10 protein-coding genes are annotated in these 16,658 nt (G+C 72.4%); 8 read left to right on the top strand and 2 right to left on the bottom strand.

The window, feature by feature from the left end; all coding sequences use genetic code 11:
• The first annotated feature begins 261 nt into the window (after positions 1-261).
• The 8 genes from CYQ11_RS01775 to CYQ11_RS01745 all read left to right on the top strand — a co-directional run bounded on the left by CYQ11_RS01775 (position 262) and on the right by CYQ11_RS01745 (position 12,440).
• Entirely contained in the window at positions 262-4,557 is a 4,296-nt protein-coding gene (locus CYQ11_RS01775; RefSeq protein ID WP_099197860.1) for a HAMP domain-containing protein, read from the top strand.
• A gap of 62 nt (positions 4,558-4,619) precedes the next feature.
• Complete coding sequence (locus CYQ11_RS01770; protein ID WP_099197859.1) at positions 4,620-7,106, top strand: SpoIIE family protein phosphatase; 2,487 nt, start codon at positions 4,620-4,622, stop codon at positions 7,104-7,106.
• Between the two features lie 188 nt (positions 7,107-7,294).
• On the top strand, positions 7,295-7,441 hold the full coding sequence (locus CYQ11_RS29335; protein ID WP_181143542.1) for a hypothetical protein: 147 nt from the start codon (positions 7,295-7,297) through the stop codon (positions 7,439-7,441).
• Positions 7,438-8,037, top strand: coding sequence for a PRC-barrel domain-containing protein (locus CYQ11_RS01765; protein WP_099197858.1), 600 nt, complete (start codon positions 7,438-7,440; stop codon positions 8,035-8,037). Before CYQ11_RS29335 ends, CYQ11_RS01765 begins: the two co-directional genes overlap by 4 nt.
• Positions 8,031-8,462 carry a hypothetical protein gene (locus CYQ11_RS01760; RefSeq protein WP_338105396.1) on the top strand — a complete coding sequence of 144 codons (432 nt, stop codon included), beginning with the start codon at positions 8,031-8,033 and terminating at the stop codon, positions 8,460-8,462. The genes CYQ11_RS01765 and CYQ11_RS01760 overlap by 7 nt, the downstream gene beginning before the upstream one ends.
• Before the next feature lie 109 nt (positions 8,463-8,571).
• On the top strand, positions 8,572-9,213 hold the full coding sequence (locus CYQ11_RS01755; RefSeq protein WP_099197857.1) for a DUF4360 domain-containing protein: 642 nt from the start codon (positions 8,572-8,574) through the stop codon (positions 9,211-9,213).
• Between the two features lie 59 nt (positions 9,214-9,272).
• Positions 9,273-9,920, top strand: coding sequence for a DUF4360 domain-containing protein (locus CYQ11_RS01750; protein ID WP_099197856.1), 648 nt, complete (start codon positions 9,273-9,275; stop codon positions 9,918-9,920).
• 171 nt (positions 9,921-10,091) lie between these two features.
• Positions 10,092-12,440 (top strand): Orn/Lys/Arg family decarboxylase, encoded by a 2,349-nt coding sequence (locus CYQ11_RS01745; protein WP_099197983.1) that lies wholly within the window; start codon positions 10,092-10,094, stop codon positions 12,438-12,440.
• A 1,387-nt stretch (positions 12,441-13,827) separates the two neighbouring features.
• Here CYQ11_RS01745 and CYQ11_RS01735 read toward each other — a convergent pair.
• Positions 13,828-14,406: a hypothetical protein gene (locus tag CYQ11_RS01735; RefSeq protein WP_099197855.1), complete on the bottom strand. Its 579-nt coding sequence runs from the start codon at positions 14,404-14,406 to the stop codon at positions 13,828-13,830.
• Positions 14,407-14,534: 128 nt separating this feature from the next.
• A complete protein-coding gene (locus CYQ11_RS01730) occupies positions 14,535-16,595 on the bottom strand; it encodes an RICIN domain-containing protein (RefSeq protein WP_240003191.1) in 2,061 nt (686 codons plus the stop codon).
• Positions 16,596-16,658: the final 63 nt, after the last annotated feature.

The following is a 16,658-nucleotide window of genomic DNA, read 5'->3' as shown; positions in this document are numbered from 1 at the left end:
CGGATATGCCCGATGGAGTGATGTCGCCTGCGATGATGAGTGACGATCAAGTAGGTTGCTCTGCGCCGCATTTGACCGTGCCACCCGTGGTGGCATCGCAGGTGGCGCGCAGCCGGGCCGGCAGTCGGATCGATGCGGAGACGTTGAATCGACGTGGTGAAGCCGAAAGAGTGGAGCGGGGTCTTCCTGAGCATCCGTCCTTTCCGGGTCTGTGCGGTCCTCCGGTGATCCCTGTGACGTCCGAGCGGAACGAGGTTGGACATGGCTGGCACGACGGTCGACGGCTCGAAGCCCGCGTCCCGCAGGAGGGCGGGGGCCGGCGGGGGCAAGGCGGGGGAGCCGGAACTGCGGCGGCTGCTGGCCGGTCTCACAGCCGTGCGCGACGGGGACTTCGGCACCCGTTTACCAGACGACGCCGATGGTCTGCTCGGCGAGATCGCCCTGGTCTTCAACGGCATGGTCGACCAGCTGGCGCTGTTCACGTCCGAAGTGACCCGCGTCGCCCGCGAGGTGGGTACCGAGGGCACGCTGGGCGGCCAGGCCGAGGTGCCCGGGGTGTCGGGCACCTGGGCCGACCTCACCGACTCGGTCAACGCCATGGCCGGCAACCTCACCTCCCAGGTCCGGGACATCGCCCAGGTGGCCACCGCCGTGGCCCGGGGCGACCTCTCCCAGAAGATCGACGTCGATGCCCACGGCGAGATCCTGGAGCTGAAGGAGACCGTCAACACGATGGTCGACCAGCTCTCGTCGTTCGCGGCGGAGGTCACGCGCGTGGCCCGCGAGGTCGGCAGCGAGGGCCGGCTGGGCGGTCAGGCCGAGGTGCCCGGCGTCGGCGGGGTCTGGCGCGACCTGACCGACTCGGTCAACTTCATGGCGGGCAACCTCACCGCCCAGGTCCGCAACATCGCCCAGGTCACCACGGCCGTGGCCCGGGGTGACCTGTCGCAGAAGATCACGGTGACGGCGCGGGGCGAGATCCTGGATCTGAAGGAGACCATCAACACGATGGTCGACCAGTTGTCCGCCTTCGCCGACGAGGTCACCCGCATGGCGCGCGAGGTCGGCACGGAGGGGCGACTCGGCGGCCAGGCCGACGTCAAGGGCGTCCTGGGCACCTGGCGCGACCTGACCGACTCGGTGAACTCCATGGCGGGCAACCTCACCGCCCAGGTCCGCTCCATCGCCCAGGTCGCCACCGCGGTGGCCCGGGGTGACCTGTCGCAGAAGATCACGGTGACGGCGCGGGGCGAGATCCTGGATCTGAAGGAGACCATCAACACGATGGTCGACCAGTTGTCCGCCTTCGCCGACGAGGTCACCCGTGTCGCCCGCGAGGTCGGCACGGAGGGCAAGCTCGGCGGTCAGGCGACCGTACGGGGCGTGTCGGGGACGTGGAAGGACCTCACCGACAACGTCAACGTCATGGCCTCCAACCTCACCGGCCAGGTGCGCTCCATCGCGCAGGTCGCCACCGCCGTCGCGCGGGGTGACCTCTCGCAGAAGATCACCGTGGAGGCCAAGGGCGAGATCGCGGCGCTCACCGCCGTCATCAACACGATGGTCGACACGCTCTCCGCCTTCGCCGACGAGGTCACCCGCGTGGCCCGCGAGGTCGGCACCGAGGGCATGCTCGGCGGTCAGGCCAGGGTGCCCAACGTGGCCGGCACCTGGAAGGACCTCACCGACAACGTCAACTCGATGGCGAACAACCTGACGGGCCAGGTGCGCAACATCGCCCAGGTCACCACCGCCGTCGCCAACGGCGACCTGTCGAAGAAGATCGACGTGGCCGCGCGCGGCGAGATCCTGGAACTGAAGACGACCATCAACACGATGGTCGACCAGCTCTCGTCGTTCGCCGCGGAGGTCACGCGCGTGGCCCGCGAGGTCGGCAGCGAGGGCCGGCTGGGCGGCCAGGCCGAGGTGGAGGGCGTGTCCGGCACCTGGAAGCGCCTGACGGAGAACGTCAACGAACTGGCCGGCAACCTCACCCGGCAGGTCCGGGCCATCGCGGAGGTCGCCAGCGCGGTGGCCGAGGGCGACCTCACCCGCTCCATCACCGTCAACGCCTCCGGGGAGGTCGCCGAGCTCAAGGACAACATCAACGCGATGGTGGAGTCCCTGCGCGAGACGACCCGGGCCAACCAGGAGCAGGACTGGCTCAAGTCCAACCTGGCCCGCATCTCGGGCCTCATGCAGGGGCACCGCGACCTGGCGCTGGTCGCCGAGCTCGTCATGGACGAGCTGACCCCCCTGGTCTCCGCCCAGTACGGCGCGTTCTACCTGGCCGAGGAGACCGCCGGCGGCACCGAGCTCGCCCTCGTCGGCTCCTACGGCTACCCCGACGACCCGGCGCGGCCCACCCGCATACCGCTGGGGCGCTCCCTGGTCGGCCAGGCGGCCAGAAACCGCCGCACCATCGCCGTGGACGACCTGCCGGGCGGCTACGTCACCATCTCGTCGGGGCTGGGGCACACGACGCCGGCCAGCCTGATCGTGCTGCCCATCGTGGCCGAGGAGCAGGTGCTCGGCGTGATCGAGCTGGCGTCGGTCACGCGCTTCACCCAGGTGCACCGGGACTTCCTGGACCAGCTGATGGAGACCATCGGCGTCAACGTCAACACCATCGTCGCCAACGCGCGCACCGACGAGCTGCTGGAGGAGTCCCAGCGGCTGGCCGGTGAGCTCCAGGCCCGTTCCGAACAGCTCCAGGTGCAAAGAGAGGAACTCCAGCGCTCCAACCAGGAGCTGGAGGAGAAGGCCGCCCTGCTCGCCTCGCAGAACCGCGACATCGAAGCCAAGAACCTCCAGATCGAGCAGGGCCGGCAGGAGCTGGAGGACCGGGCGCAGCAGCTCGCCCTGGCATCGAAGTACAAGTCCGAGTTCCTGGCCAACATGAGCCACGAGCTGCGCACCCCGCTCAACAGCCTGCTCATCCTCGCGCAGCTGCTCGAACAGAACACCACCCGGAACCTGACCCCGAAGCAGGTGGAGTACGCGGGCATCATCCACTCCGCCGGATCGGACCTGCTCCAGCTCATCAACGACATCCTCGACCTGTCGAAGGTCGAGGCGGGCAAGATGGACATCAACCCCGAACGGGTCTCGCTGCGGCACCTGCTCGACTACGTCGAGACGACGTTCCGGCCGATGACGACCCAGAAGAGCCTCGACTTCACGATCAGCACGGCCCCCGGCATCCCCGACGAACTGCTCACCGACGACTCGCGGCTGCGCCAGGTGCTGAGCAACCTGCTGTCGAACGCGGTGAAGTTCACCGAACGCGGCGCCGTCGAGCTGCGCATCGAGGCCGCCTCCGACAAGGAGGTCCCCGAGTCCGTCCTGCCCGGAGGCACCATCGTGGCCTTCCGGGTGAAGGACACCGGCATCGGCATCGCCGAACAGCAACTGGAGACGATCTTCGGCGCCTTCCAGCAGGCGGACGGCACCACCAACCGCGCGTACGGCGGGACGGGGCTGGGGCTGTCCATCAGCAGGGAGATCGCCTACCTGCTCGGCGGAGCGGTCACCGCGCAGAGCACCCCGGGCAAGGGCAGCACCTTCACCCTCTACCTGCCGGTGGCGCGCGCCGACTTCGAGGAACCGGCCGGCACCCCGCCCGCGGAAGCGGCCCTCCCGGGCAAGGACCGCAACGCGTCCCACGCCGGTGGCCCGCCGGTCCCGCTGCCGCGGCAGAAGCGCCGCCTCATGGTCATCGAGGAGCGCCCGCGCGGCCTGCTCTCCCTCGTCGCCGAGAGCGCCGTGGCCGACCTGGTCGGCAGCCCCGAGTCCCCGCCCCAGGAGGTCCCCGAGGTCGTCACCGTCGCCGGTGCCCGGGAGGCGGCGGCCGCCCTCGCCGCCCAGCCCTGCCACTGCGTGGTCCTCGAACTCGACATGCCCGACGGGGAGGCGCTGCGCTTCCTCGAAGCGATGGACGGCGACTCCGCCCTGACCCAGGTGCCCGTCCTGGCCCACAACAGCAGACGCCTGCCCACCGCGCACGAGCGGACGCTCCGGGCGCGCGCCGACGCGAGCCCGCTGGAACTCCTCTCCAGCCTCGACGAACTGCGCGAGCGCATCGCCCTGCACCTCACCGCGGAGCAGCCCGGCGACGTGCTCCCGCTCGCCTGCGCGGGGCAACACGACCGGACGGCCCCCCAGCCCGCCGACGACAGCCTGGCCGGCCGTACGGTGCTCGTCGTGGACGACGACGCCCGCAACCTCTACGCCCTCAGCGGCATCCTCGAACTCCAGGGCATCCAGGTGCTGCATGCGGAGAACGGCCGCAAGGGCATCGAGACGCTCACCGCACACCCGGACATCGACCTGGTGCTCATGGACGTGATGATGCCGGAGATGGACGGCTACGCCGCCACCGCCGAGATCCGGCGCATGCCGGCGTACGCGCGGCTGCCCATCGTCGCCGTCACGGCCAAGGCCATGCCGGGGGACAGGGAGAAGAGCCTCGCCTCGGGCGCCAGCGACTACGTCACCAAGCCCGTGGACTCCGCCGACCTGATCGCCTGCGTCCGCCGCTGGCTGAACGACCGGTGACGCCGGCGACGCCCTGGCCGTAGGCGCCGTCACCTGCCCTTCACCGAGGAGTCAGCAACACCGTGAGCACTCGTGAGCAGCCTTCCCCGTCGGACCCGGACGACGACCGGCCGAGACCCGGCAAGGCCGCCGGCCGCCCGCGCGGCGGCACCGTCCCCCCGCAGTCGCGGACGGGTGAGGACGGCAGGACGGCGGACGGCGACGGCGATCCCCCCTCCTCGGTCGGCCGGCTGGCCGCCACGGTGGAGCGGCTGCGCCGGCAGGTGACGGCCGCCCACGCGGCGGCCGACGGCCGTGCCCTGGTCGAGCTGGCCAAGGGCGTCCTCGTGGAGCGCCTCAAGTGCAGCCCCGCCGAGGCGGCGCGGCAGCTCTCGGCCCTGGCCGGCCAGGCCGGACTGTCCCAGCTGGAACTGGCCGCCGACATCGTCAACGAAGCCGCCCGCGACCGCCTGACCGAGGCCGCCTGCGACTTCGTCGAACGAGCCGCCTCCCCCGCGCGGGAAGAGGTCTCCGGCACCTCCCTCGCGGTCCGGTTGCGCACGGCGGAGAGCGCCAGCCTGGCCGCCGACGACACCCAGGCCGTCGCCGAGTCCCTGCTGGAACACGCGCTGGCGCCCCTGGGCGCCACGGCCGTGGCCGTCTGGACCGTCGGCCCCGACGGCTCGCTCACCCTCGCCGGCCACGCCGGGTTCGCCACCGGGGAGGCCGGGCGCTGGCGGTACGTACCGCCCGGGGTGGCCACCGCCGCCCGGCAGGCCCTCGCCGAACGCAGGACCGTGTGGTTCCCCTCCTTCCCGCGGGCCGGTGTCCCCTCCATCGGCCACCAGCACACGCGGGGCGGCCGGGTGGTCGTTCCCGCGGGGACCGGCGGACGCATCCACGGCGTCCTGGAGATCTGCTGGCCGCACGCCCTGGCGCCGCAGCCGCCCCGGATCGAGCGGCAGGTCGAGGCCCTGGCCGAGCTGTGCGCCCACACTCTGGAGACCTGCTCCCCGAACGGGACGGGGCACGCCACGGCCGGGAGCGCGCCGCCGTCCAGCCTCGGCGAACTGGTGGACCTGGCCGACGGCCTCTACGACCCCGCCCTGGTCCTGCTGCCCTGCGTCGACGCCGAAGGCGTCCTCACCGACTTCCGGATCTACCACACCAACAGCTGCTTCGTGGATCCGGCCGGGCGGCCCCGCAGCGCCGTCGAAGGGGTGCTGCTGCTGGAGGCATACCCCATGGCCGCCGGCGACAGCGACCTCTTCGAGAAGGTCGAACGCGTCCACGCCACCGGCGAGCCGTTCCGCGCCCGGCGCATGCCCCTGACCGCGCTGGTCGACCAGGTGCCGCTGAAGGCCGTCGCCGACGTGAGCATCAGCCGCCACGGCGGCAGCGTGCTGCTCATCTGGCGCATCGAGGACGAGATGGCGCGGCTCGCGAGCCTGTTGCAGCACGCGCAGCGCCTCGGACGCATCGGCGGTTTCGAAGAGAACACCGTCACCGGGGACATCACCTGGAACAGCCAGCTCTTCACGCTCTACGGTCTGCCGCCCGCCGCCGCCCCCATCCCGCTGCGCGAACTGGCCGGCCACGCCCACCCCGACGACTCCGTCGCCATCGGCCGCTTCCTGCGGACCCTGACGCACCACCGCCGCCCCGCCTCCAGCTCGTTCCGGCTGCAACGCCCGGACGGCGTCACCCGGCACATCCGCGTCGTGGCCGAGCCCGTTCTCGACGCCGAGGACCGCCTCCTCGCGGTGCGCGGCGCGTACCAGGACATCTCCGCCCAGCACTGGACCGAGGTCGCCCTGGCCGCGACCCGGGACCAGCTCGCGCACACCGAGCAGCAGTCCGCCGAACGCGACCGGCTGGCCCTCCAGCTGCAACACGCCATCATGCCGCCGACACGGGCGCCGATCGACGTCCCCGGCCTCCAGGTCGCTGTCCGCTACCGGCCGGCGGAGTCGGACTCCCTCGTCGGAGGGGACTGGTACGACGCGGTCGTCCTGCCGTCCCGTCAGGTCCTGCTGTGCGTCGGCGACGTCGCGGGCCACGGCATCCAGGCGGCGACGAGCATGGTCGTGCTGCGCAACGCCCTGCGCGGTCTCGCCGTCACCGGTGCGAGCCCCGCACAGCTGCTGTCCTGGCTCAACACCGTCGCCCACCACCTCACCGAGCACGTCACCGCGACGGCCGTCTGCGGACTGTACGACCCGGCGACCCGCGTCCTGCGCTGGGCCCGGGCCGGCCACCTGCCGCCCGTCCTGGTCCGCGGCCGGCAGGCCACCGCCCTGCCCCTGCTCGGCGGGCTGCTCCTGGGCGCCGTCGGGGAAGCGATGTGTGAGGAGGGGGAGCTGCTGCTGCGCGAGGGCGACGTGCTGCTGATGTACACGGACGGTCTGGTCGAGCGGAGGGACCGTTCCGTCCACGAGTCGCTGGCGCACCTCCTGACGACCGCCCGGGTGTCGGCCCCGAGCGTGGAACAGCTGCTGGAGCACGTCCTCACCCACAGCAGGGCCGACACGGACGACGACACCTGCGTCATCGGTATCCAGGTGGTGTGAACCGGCCAGGGGAGCGCCGGTACGGCGGTCACCGGATCCTGCACCACGCGCGCGCGTGCTGGCCGCCGGCGCACGGCGGAGCGTTCACGCCGGCCGTGGCATCGAAGCGGGAACGGCGGGCATACGGGGTGTCACGGACCGGGCCGGAGCGGCCGGCACCGGGCCGGTGACGGACCAGGAGGTGGACGATGGTCTGGTGGGGGTGGTTGGTCATCGTGGTCGCGAGCCTGCTCGCGGCGGCCGTCGTGGTGGCAGGCATACAAGCCCGCAGGCGGGCCGGCACGGTGATCGCGGTGCAGCGCGGACGACGGTTCGGCAAGGGGGGAACGCGGTGAACGCCCTCGTGCTGGCCACGGAGTTGGCCAAACGGCCGGTCGTCACCCTCGGCGGGGAGGCCGTCGCCCAGATCAAGGACACCGTCTTCGACAGCCCCGCCGGGCGGATCGCCGGCTTCACCCTCAGCGGCCGCGGCCTGCTGGCGGGCCCCCTCAAGCAGAGCCTGCCCTGGTCCTCGGTGCACGCGCTGGGCCGGCAGGCCGTGATGATCCCCGGCCGGGAGGCGCTCGCGGCCGCCGGTGTGGTCGTCGCCTCGGGCGAGGCCGCACAGGGTGACGTCCTGGGCGTGCGGGTGGTGACGGACGCGGGTGCCGAGGCGGGCACCGTCCTCGACGTGGTCGTCGAACGCGGCGGGCGGATGGCCGGCTTCCGGATCGCCGCGGCGGAGCCCCTCGACCCCCGCCGGCGCAGCGTGTTCGTGCCCCGCGAAGAGGTTCTGGCCGTCTCCGGACAGGCGCTGGTGATCCCCGCCGCCCCCCGCCACCTCGTCGCCGACGAACTGCCCAGCTTCACCACCCAGGTCGAGATGTACCTCGCCCGGCAGGCCGCCCCCCGGCCCGGGGCGGTACGGGAGGGAGGGGAACGGACATGGTGATGCTGCTCTCCCAGGCCCGGGGCCTGAAGGTGATCACCGTCGGCGAGGCCGCCGAGGTGGGCACCGTCGAGGCCCTGACGATCGACGCCTCCACGGCGGGCGTCAGCCACGTGCGCCTTTCGGGCCGGACCGCGGGCGGCCATGACGTCCTGCCCTGGAGCACGATCCACGCCGTCGGGCCCGACGCGGTCATGGTCCGCTCCCTCCCGGCGGCCGAAACCGCCGACGCCGCGGCCCCGCCGCACCGGGAGGCCCTGGGCAGCCGCGTCCTGACCGAGCTCGGTGACGACCACGGGACGGTCGAGGACATCGCCTTCGACCCCACGACCGGGCGCGTCCGGACCGTCCACACCACCCTGGGAGCCGTCCCGGGGCAGCGCCTGCTCGGTCTGGGCGACTACGCCCTGGTGATCAGCGCCGAGTGAACGGCGTCCGGACGGCGTCCGGCAAACCTGGCCCAAGGTGACCTGTACATGTCCTGAAGCCGGTGGTGGCATGGACCGCGAAACAGTCCCCAGAGCTGTGGGAGGTCCCATGTTCCGGCCGGTGCTGATCGGTAGTGCCTCGGTGGCCCTCCTGGCCACCTCCTTCGCGCCGTCGGCCGCTGCGGCGGGCGTTCCGCCACCGGACAGAGTCGTGATCGACGTGGTGGCGGTCAACGGATCGGGCTGCCCCGCCGGAACGGCCGCCGTGGCGGTCGCGGCGGACAACCGGGCGTTCACCGTGTCGTACAGCAGCTACCTCGCCCAGGTGGGCGTCGGCGCGAAGCCCACCGACTTCCGCAAGAACTGCCAGCTCGGCCTGAACATCCACGTCCCCCAGGGCTACACCTACGCCATCGCCCGGGCGGACTACCGCGGCTTCGCGCACCTGGAACAAGGCGCCGCCGGCCTGGAGAAGGCCAGCTACTACTTCCAGGGCGTGTCCCAGACCACCTCGGTGTCCCACCGCTTCTCCGGCCCGGCCAGCGACAACTGGCAGACCTCCGACGTCACGGACGTCGAATCGCTGGTCTACGCCCCGTGCGGCGTACAGCGGATCCTCAACGTCAACACCGAACTGCGGGTGGGCGCCGGCACCTCCGACCCGTCGACCACCAACAGCTTCATGGCGATGGACTCGACGGACGGCAGCGTCAACACCCTTTACCACTTCGCCTGGAAGGAATGCCCCTGACCGGGGCCGGGGCACGGCGCGAACGGTCGCGAGAACTCGTGAGCTGGGGGAGGACATCCATGTTCAGACCGGTGGTGATCGGTGGGGCGGCCGGCGTGTTGCTGGCCGTTTCCTTTTCCACGGAGGCGGTTGCCGCGCAGGGGGTTCCACCGCCCGACAAGATCGTGATCGACGTGGTGTCGGTGAACGGGTCCGGTTGCCCGGCCGGCACCGCGCACGTCTCGGTGTCGCCCGACAACACCGCCTTCACCGTCACCTACAGCAACTACGTCGCCCAGGTGGGCGTGGGCGCGAAGCCCACCGACTTCCGCAAGAACTGCCAGCTGGGCCTGAACGTCCACGTTCCCCCGGGCTTCACCTACGCGGTCGCCCAGGCGGACTACCGCGGCTTCGCCCACCTGCAACAGGGGGCCACGGGTCTGCAGAGGGCCAACTACTACTTCCAGGGCATGCAGCAGACCACTTACGCCAACCACTACTTCACCGGCCCGGCCAACGACGACTGGCAGACGTCGGACACGACCGACATCGAAGCGCTGGTCTACGCGCCCTGCGGGGCCATGCGGAACTTCAACATCAACACCGAGCTGCGCGTGGACGCCGGAACCTCCGACCCCACGAAGACGACAAGCCTCCTGGCGATGGACTCGACCGACGGGAACATCAACACCCTTTACCACTTCGCCTGGAAGGAATGCCCCAAGTAGCCGGAGGGCGGGGAGCGTTCAGGCGCGGACCTCCGTTCGAGCAGTCGATCGGGTTGTGGAACCCGTTCCCCCCTGACGGGTGATTCGGCCGCCCGTGGGCCATCGAGGCGCGACGGCGCCGCGAGACTGGCCCAGGACGTTCCGATGATCTCAAAAACGGGGGGAATGGGCATGGGCGGCGGCACTGTCCTGTTCGCGCTGAGCCAGGACCCGCTCGGAGAGGACTCCGAGAGCGGGCAACTGCGCAGGATCCGCGAGGCGGTGGAGTCCCAGGGACTGGAGGTCCGCTGGGCCCGCACCGGCACCGACGCCCGGGCGGTGCTGCGGACCGAGGCCGGCCTGGCCGCCGCGGTGGTCGCCTGGGACCTCCCCCACGGCGAGCGGCCCGACGGCGGGAAGGACGGCACGGAACCGGGCGGTGCCGCCGTCCTGCGCCAGATCGCCCGGCGCTTCAAGGACCTGCCCGTCCTCCTCGTCATGACCGACGGGGCGGACGACGACCTCGACCACCTGCCCCTGTGGGTGTCGGAAACCGTGGCCGGCTACGTATGGCCGCTGGAGGACACCCCCGGCTTCATCGCCGGCCGGATCGCCGGCGCCGCGCGCGGCTACCGCGAGGCCGTCCTGCCGCCGTTCTTCAAAGCGCTGCGCCGCTTCGACGGCTCCCACGAGTACTCCTGGCACACCCCGGCCCACGCGGGCGGCGTCGCCTTCCTGAAGTCCCCGGTGGGACGCGCCTTCTTCGACTACTACGGCGAACGGCTCTTCCGCAGCGACCTGTCCATCTCCGTCGAGGAACTCGGCTCCCTCTTCGAGCACACGGGCCCGGTCGGAGAGGCGGAACGCAACGCCGCGCGGATCTTCGGCGCCGACCGCACCTACTTCGTGCTGCACGGCAACTCCACCGCGGACCGCATGGTCGGGCACTTCTGCGTCTCCCAGGACGAGATCGCGCTCGTGGACCGCAACTGCCACAAGTCCGTCCTGCACGGCCTGATCCTCTCCGGCGCGCGCCCGGTCTACCTCGTCCCCACCCGCAACGGCTACGGCCTCGCCGGACCGCTGCCGCCCGCCGAGATCGAGGCGGCAGGGGTCGGGCACCGCATCGCCCGCAACGCCCTGGCCGGGGAAGCCACGACCCGGCAGGCCGAGTACGCCGTCGTCACCAACTCCACCTACGACGGGCTCTGTTACGACGCCGTGCGGGTCGCCCGCGCCTTCGCCCCGAGCACGCCGCGACTGCACTTCGACGAGGCGTGGTTCGCCTACGCGCGCTTCCACCCCCTCTACGAGGGCCGCTACGGCATGTCCGTCGGACCCGACACCTTCAGCGGGCCCGACCGCCCCACCGTCTTCTCCACCCAGTCCACCCACAAGCTGCTGGCCGCGCTGTCACAGAGCGCCATGGTCCACGTCAAGCCCTCACCCCGGGCGCCCGTGGACCACGAGCGCTTCAACGAGGCCTTCATGATGCACGGCACCACCTCACCGCTGTATCCGGCCATCGCCTCCCTCGACGTGGCCGCCGGCATGATGGACGGCCCCCAGGGACACTGGCTGATCGACGAGGCGGTCACGGAGGCCGTCCGCTTCCGCCAGGCCGTGGTCCGCACCGGGCGACGCGTCGCGGCCGCGGGCGACCGCCCCGCCTGGTTCTTCGGCGTCTGGCAGCCGGACTCCGTCACCGACCCCGCCACCGGGGAGCGGTACGCCTTCCCCGACGCCCCCGCCGACCTGCTGCGCACGCAGAGCTCCTGCTGGCAGCTGGTCCCGGACGCCGACTGGCACGGATTCCCCGGCCTCGGCGAGGGCTACTGCCTGCTGGACCCGGTCAAGGTGACGCTGACCTGCCCCGGCATCGACGCCGCCGGCGTCTGGGCCGACCAGGGGATCCCCGCCCGCGTGCTGACGGCCTACCTGGCCACCCGGAACATCGTCGTGGAGAAGACCGACAGCTACACCACGCTCATCCTCTTCTCCATGGGCATCACCAAGGGCAAGTGGGGCACTCTGCTGGACGCCCTGATGGACTTCAAGGCGCTCTACGACGACGACGCACCCCTCGACCGCGTCCTTCCCGGCCTGCTCGCGGAGCATCCACGGCGCTACGCCGGCATGACCCTGGCCGGGCTGTGCCAGTCGATGCACGACCACCTGCGCCGGGCCGACCTCGTCAGCCTTCTCGACACGGCCTTCCAGGAACTGCCCGAGCCCGTGGCCCCGCCCCAGTGGTGCTACCAGCGACTCATCCGCCAGGGCACCGAGCGCGTACGGATCGCGGACGCCGCGGACCGCGTGGCCGCCGCCATGGTCACCGTGACGCCGCCCGGCATCCCGGTGCTGATGCCGGGCGAGTCCGTGGGCGGCGACGACGGGCCGTTGCTGCGCTACCTCGGCGCCCTGGAGGCGTTCGACCGGGAGTTCCCCGGTTTCCACAGCGAGACGCACGGCGTGACCCGCGATCCCGACACCGGGGACTACCAGATCGAGTGCGTTCGCCAGGATGCCGGTCCCGCCTGACCCCATGGCATGGGAAGGAAGGCGAAGGCGCCGGGGTCCGGGGGCTTCCCCCACGGGCCCGCCGCCACACCCCCCGCCCGTAGGCTCAGGCAATTTTCCGTCCATCGGAGGAATCCGGACATGAACACAGCCGGTCGCCCGTGCGGATCTGCAAGCTGTACCGAATGAGGGGACTCCTGAGAAGAGGGTGTGCCGTCGCACTGACCGCGGCCGCCGCCGTGCTGGCACTGGCAGGTGAGGGGGTCGCGGACGAGGCGGGGGCGCATGCCGTGATCGGCAACACGTCGGCGACGGCTGTTCTTCATCGTCTGCCCAGACTGCTGCCCGACCATCCGCCCTCGCACGTCGGCGTGACCGCGCTCGGGGGTGCCGTGAGCGCGGATGTGATCGACACCGGTAGGGGGTGTGTGAACGCCGTCGCGCACGTGCTGGCCGCGGACGCGGAGGCATGGCTGAACTGCCGTAGGGCGGCACCCCCGGCACCCGCGCCCCCCGCCCCGGCACCCCCGGCGCCCGCGCCGCCCGCACCGGCACCCCCCGCCCCGGCACCCCCGGCGCCCGCTCCTCCGGCCGCCGGTGGGGGCGGGGGCGGTGGGGGCGCGGGAGGCGCACCGGCCCCGGGCGGTGGTGCGGCGGGTGGTGGCGCTGGTGGGGGAGACGCCGGTGCGGGCGCCGGTGGCGGTGGTGCCGGTGCCGGCGGTGGCGGAGGTGCCGTGGGCGGTGGCGCGGGCGCCGGAGGCGCCGGTGCGGGCGGTGGAGGAGCCGGCGGCGCAGGAGGTGCGGGCGGCGCGGGCGGCTCGGGTGCCGGCGGTGCGGGTGCGGGCGGTGCGGGCGGGGGTGGTGCGGGGGCCGGCGGAGCCGCCCCCGCGGCCCCCGGACAGCCGGGTCCCGTCCCGGCCGTACCGCCCGGCGAGACCCCCGGCGGCCCGGCGGTGCCCTCACCGTCCCCGTCGACGCCCGCCCCGAGCACGCCCGGGCACCCACGGGTGCCAGGACGCCACCCCTACCACCATTCCCTGGAGTCCCTGAGCAAGGAGCCGGTCCACGGCACGTCCTTGGTCACGACCACCTTGCTCCTGACCGCACCGGCCGTGCTGGCCGCCGCCCTGCTGCGACCGCGCTCGTCCAGCAGGCGGGGGCGTACCTGACCCGAGACCGTGAGGCCGTGAGAGCCCCGGGCGCCGTCACACACCCAGGGCTCTCCCCTCCATCCCAGCACTCGGGACGGCGCCCCGCACGGGAGACCGGGTACGCGTACGTCACCGACTCCAGACGGCTCGTCTCCGGGCACACCGGGGTCACGGTCCCGCCCCGCTGGGGCGAGAGGGCGCGCGCGTGCTGTTCCACGTCAGGGGCGGGCGCGGCGGTGTACGGGCAGGGGAGCGGGCTACCGGGTGCGCCGCCTCCACCAGAAGGCCCCGGCTCCGGCAAGGAGGGCGAGGGCGGCGCCCGCCGCGGCGATCCACCATCCGCCGCCCTCGTGCCCCGGCTCCGCCTGGGGCCGGGTGGCGGGCTTCTCCGGGGAGGTCTTGCGCTCGGGCACGGGGGGCCCGGCGGCGGTGGGGGACGAAAGGGGCGCGGGCTCGGCCGCGGGGTCGACGGTGAGTTCCTTCTCTCCGCGGCCGAGGGCGGGGAAGCCCACCTCCACGGTGACCTTCCACTGGCCGGCCGGGAGGGTCTCGGCCGTGGTGTAGCGGCCGGCCTTGGCGGGGTCGCGCTGGAGCTTCCAGGGGCCGACGGTCCGGTCTCCGTCGGGGCTGACGGCGTTCACGGTGGCTGCGACGTTCTCGTCGACGGGGTCGTTGTCGTTCTCCCACGTCACGTCGGTCGTCACATGGCCTTGGACCTGTCCGGTGACCTCCACCTTCAAGGTGTCGCCGTGGGCGTGCGCGGCGGGGGCGGCGGTCAGGGCCAGAGCCAGGGCCGTCAGGGCGGTGACGGCCGGGAGGGCGGCGCGGTGGCGCATGGTCGGATGCCTCCGGTGGGGTGGGGCCGCCGGGGCGGCGGCGTACGGCGGGGGAGGGTGAGGAGACGGCCGGGCCCGGCGGGCAGCGTCGTGCTGCCCGCCGGGCCCGGGGGAGCCGGGAGGGCCGGTCAGGCCTTCTGGACCGCCCAGACCTGCGCGGCGCGTCCGTCCGGGCTCTGGAGCTCGAGCAGCCAGGAGCCGTAGTACGGGCGGTTGCTCACACCCAGGACGTAGTTGCCGCTCTTGGCGGCCACCGTCACTCCGCTGCCCTTGGGGGACAGCCGCCACTTCTGGGAGTCGGCGTTCCCGCAGGGCTGCTGGGCGACCCAGGTGCCCGCCCCGGCGGGGCCGCCGAGCTGGAGGCACTTGCCGGAGACGGCGGACCGGATGCGCTGGTAGCCGCTGCCCGCGTCGTCGAAGTACCACTGCTGGCCGGCGTAGCCGTTGGTGCGTGACCCGACGAGGACCGTGCCGTCGGCGGTGCGGCCGCCCCAGATCTCCGCGGCGTTGCCGGTGCCGCCGTTGTTCAGCAGGTAACGGGTGTTGGGGGCGGTGGTGCCGCCGCCCGAACCCGTGGTGCGGAACGACGACGCCTTGCCGGGCTTGGTGTCGTGCCCGGCGCGGTCGCGGACGGCGACGGCGACGGTGTACTGGGTGCCGGGCTGGAGGTTGTAGATCCGGACCACGCTCGGCTGGACCCACGCCATGTGCTTGCCGTTGAGCACGATCTGGTACCACGCGGCGTTGCTGACGGGCTTCCAGCTGACCACGGCCGAGTCGGCCGACACCTGACCGACCGTCACCTCAGGCCCGGTGGTTCCGCTCGGGCCGGGGTCGGCCGTCGGACGGGTCGTCGGCGTGGGGCTCGGGTTGGGGTTGGGCTGGGTGCCGTTGCCGTTGGCCTTCATCAGGAACTGGTTGTCGGCGATGTTCCAGTGGGTCGCCAGATAGCTGCCGGGCCGTGGGTTGGTGTGGAAGTAGTCGTCGTGGTTGCAGTCCAGGACGTTCTCGGCCTCGCGGTCCGTGCACACGGTGCGCATCTGGGGGTAGTACGGCGAGTCCGAGTAGCACATGACGTCCCACTCGTCGGTGCAGTGTGCTCCACGGCTGGTGTTGGGAGCGCTGTTGTTGACCGCCCCCAGGTTGTGGCCGAGTTCGTGGGCGGCGGTGTGGCCGCCCCAGCAGCCGTTGTCCGTACGGCCGTAGGAGGGGCCGAAGTTGCTGAGGTTGTCCTGGCCCGGTCGCTCGTCGCCGTTGAAGGTGCCGATGCCGCAGTACACCTGGGCGTCGGCGAAGACCATGTACTTGCGGTCGCGGCGGTCGAGACCCTTGGCCGCGAGCGCCCGGTTGGTGGCGCTGAACTCGGAGAGCGCGGAGTCCGGGAGCTCGATGTCGAGCACGGAGGGCGTGCAGTCCGCCGACGTCACGTAGCGGATGTGGCGGATGCCGCCGGTCTCCTTGGCGCTCGTCGAATAGATGAGGTCGGCGTCGGCCGCCCACTTCTTGAAGGAGGCGGCGTACTCGGCGTACCGGTCGCGGCCGGGGCCGTGGGCGTACACGACCTGGACGCGGTTGCCGGTGCTGCCGTCGCCGTCGCACTGCACGGTCTGTCCGGCCGGACCGTCCGCCGGGGTGGACGGCGTCGTCGGCGTCGCCGGCGTTCCCCCGGCGGCGGCACCCGGATCGGTGGCCTTGCCGGTGGCCGCGTCGAGGGCGGCGGGGGCGTCCTGGGGGCGCTTGCCGGGGGCCGGCTCGGCGGCCTCCGGCCGCTCCGGGTCGGACGCGGCGGCCTTGGCCTTGACCGCCGGGGCGGTGTCCTTCGCGATGTCGACGCCCTTGGGCGGGGCGTCGGGACCGTGGGTGCACAGTCCGCTGTCGGTGCGGTAGACCCCCGCACACTTGTCGCCCTTGGGGGCTGTCTTCAGGCCGTCGTAGACCATGCCCCGACGGGGTTCGTTCTCCGGGCTCTTCTTGAGCGGCTCGGGCTCCTTGTCCCGGGTCGGCTCGGCTGCCGGCTCCGGCGTCGCCGCCGCCGCCTCGGCCTGCGCGAGCGGCGCGGGCCGGCTGTCGGACTGCGTGACCTGGTAGGCCACGCCTCCCCCGATCACCGCCGCCGCCACGGCGGCGGTGATGAATATGTGCCGACGAGGTCTTCGCTGCCGGGATTTGAGCCTTCTGCGTCCGGACATGTCGCACCCTCTCTTCCTTGGTCAGGGGACTGGGTGCTGCGGAAGCCTGCCAGACAAGATCGA

Origin of the sequence: Streptomyces cinnamoneus (assembly GCF_002939475.1) — a bacterium.
Taxonomy (GTDB): domain Bacteria; phylum Actinomycetota; class Actinomycetes; order Streptomycetales; family Streptomycetaceae; genus Streptomyces; species Streptomyces cinnamoneus_A.
The sequence above is the reverse complement of the archived record's forward strand: the minus strand, read 5'-3'. Positions and strand labels throughout refer to the sequence as shown.

Excerpts from the sequence above, each read along its gene's own strand:
- CYQ11_RS01730 (WP_240003191.1), bottom strand. The coding sequence starts at position 16,595 with ATGTCCGGACGCAGAAGGCTCAAATCCCGGCAGCGAAGACCTCGTCGG.
- CYQ11_RS01745 (WP_099197983.1), top strand. The coding sequence starts at position 10,092 with ATGGGCGGCGGCACTGTCCTGTTCGCGCTGAGCCAGGACCCGCTCGGA.
- CYQ11_RS29335 (WP_181143542.1), top strand. The coding sequence starts at position 7,295 with ATGGTCTGGTGGGGGTGGTTGGTCATCGTGGTCGCGAGCCTGCTCGCG.
- CYQ11_RS01755 (WP_099197857.1), top strand. The coding sequence starts at position 8,572 with ATGTTCCGGCCGGTGCTGATCGGTAGTGCCTCGGTGGCCCTCCTGGCC.
- CYQ11_RS01735 (WP_099197855.1), bottom strand. The coding sequence starts at position 14,406 with ATGCGCCACCGCGCCGCCCTCCCGGCCGTCACCGCCCTGACGGCCCTG.
- CYQ11_RS01760 (WP_338105396.1), top strand. The coding sequence starts at position 8,031 with ATGGTGATGCTGCTCTCCCAGGCCCGGGGCCTGAAGGTGATCACCGTC.
- CYQ11_RS01775 (WP_099197860.1), top strand. The coding sequence starts at position 262 with ATGGCTGGCACGACGGTCGACGGCTCGAAGCCCGCGTCCCGCAGGAGG.
- CYQ11_RS01750 (WP_099197856.1), top strand. The coding sequence starts at position 9,273 with ATGTTCAGACCGGTGGTGATCGGTGGGGCGGCCGGCGTGTTGCTGGCC.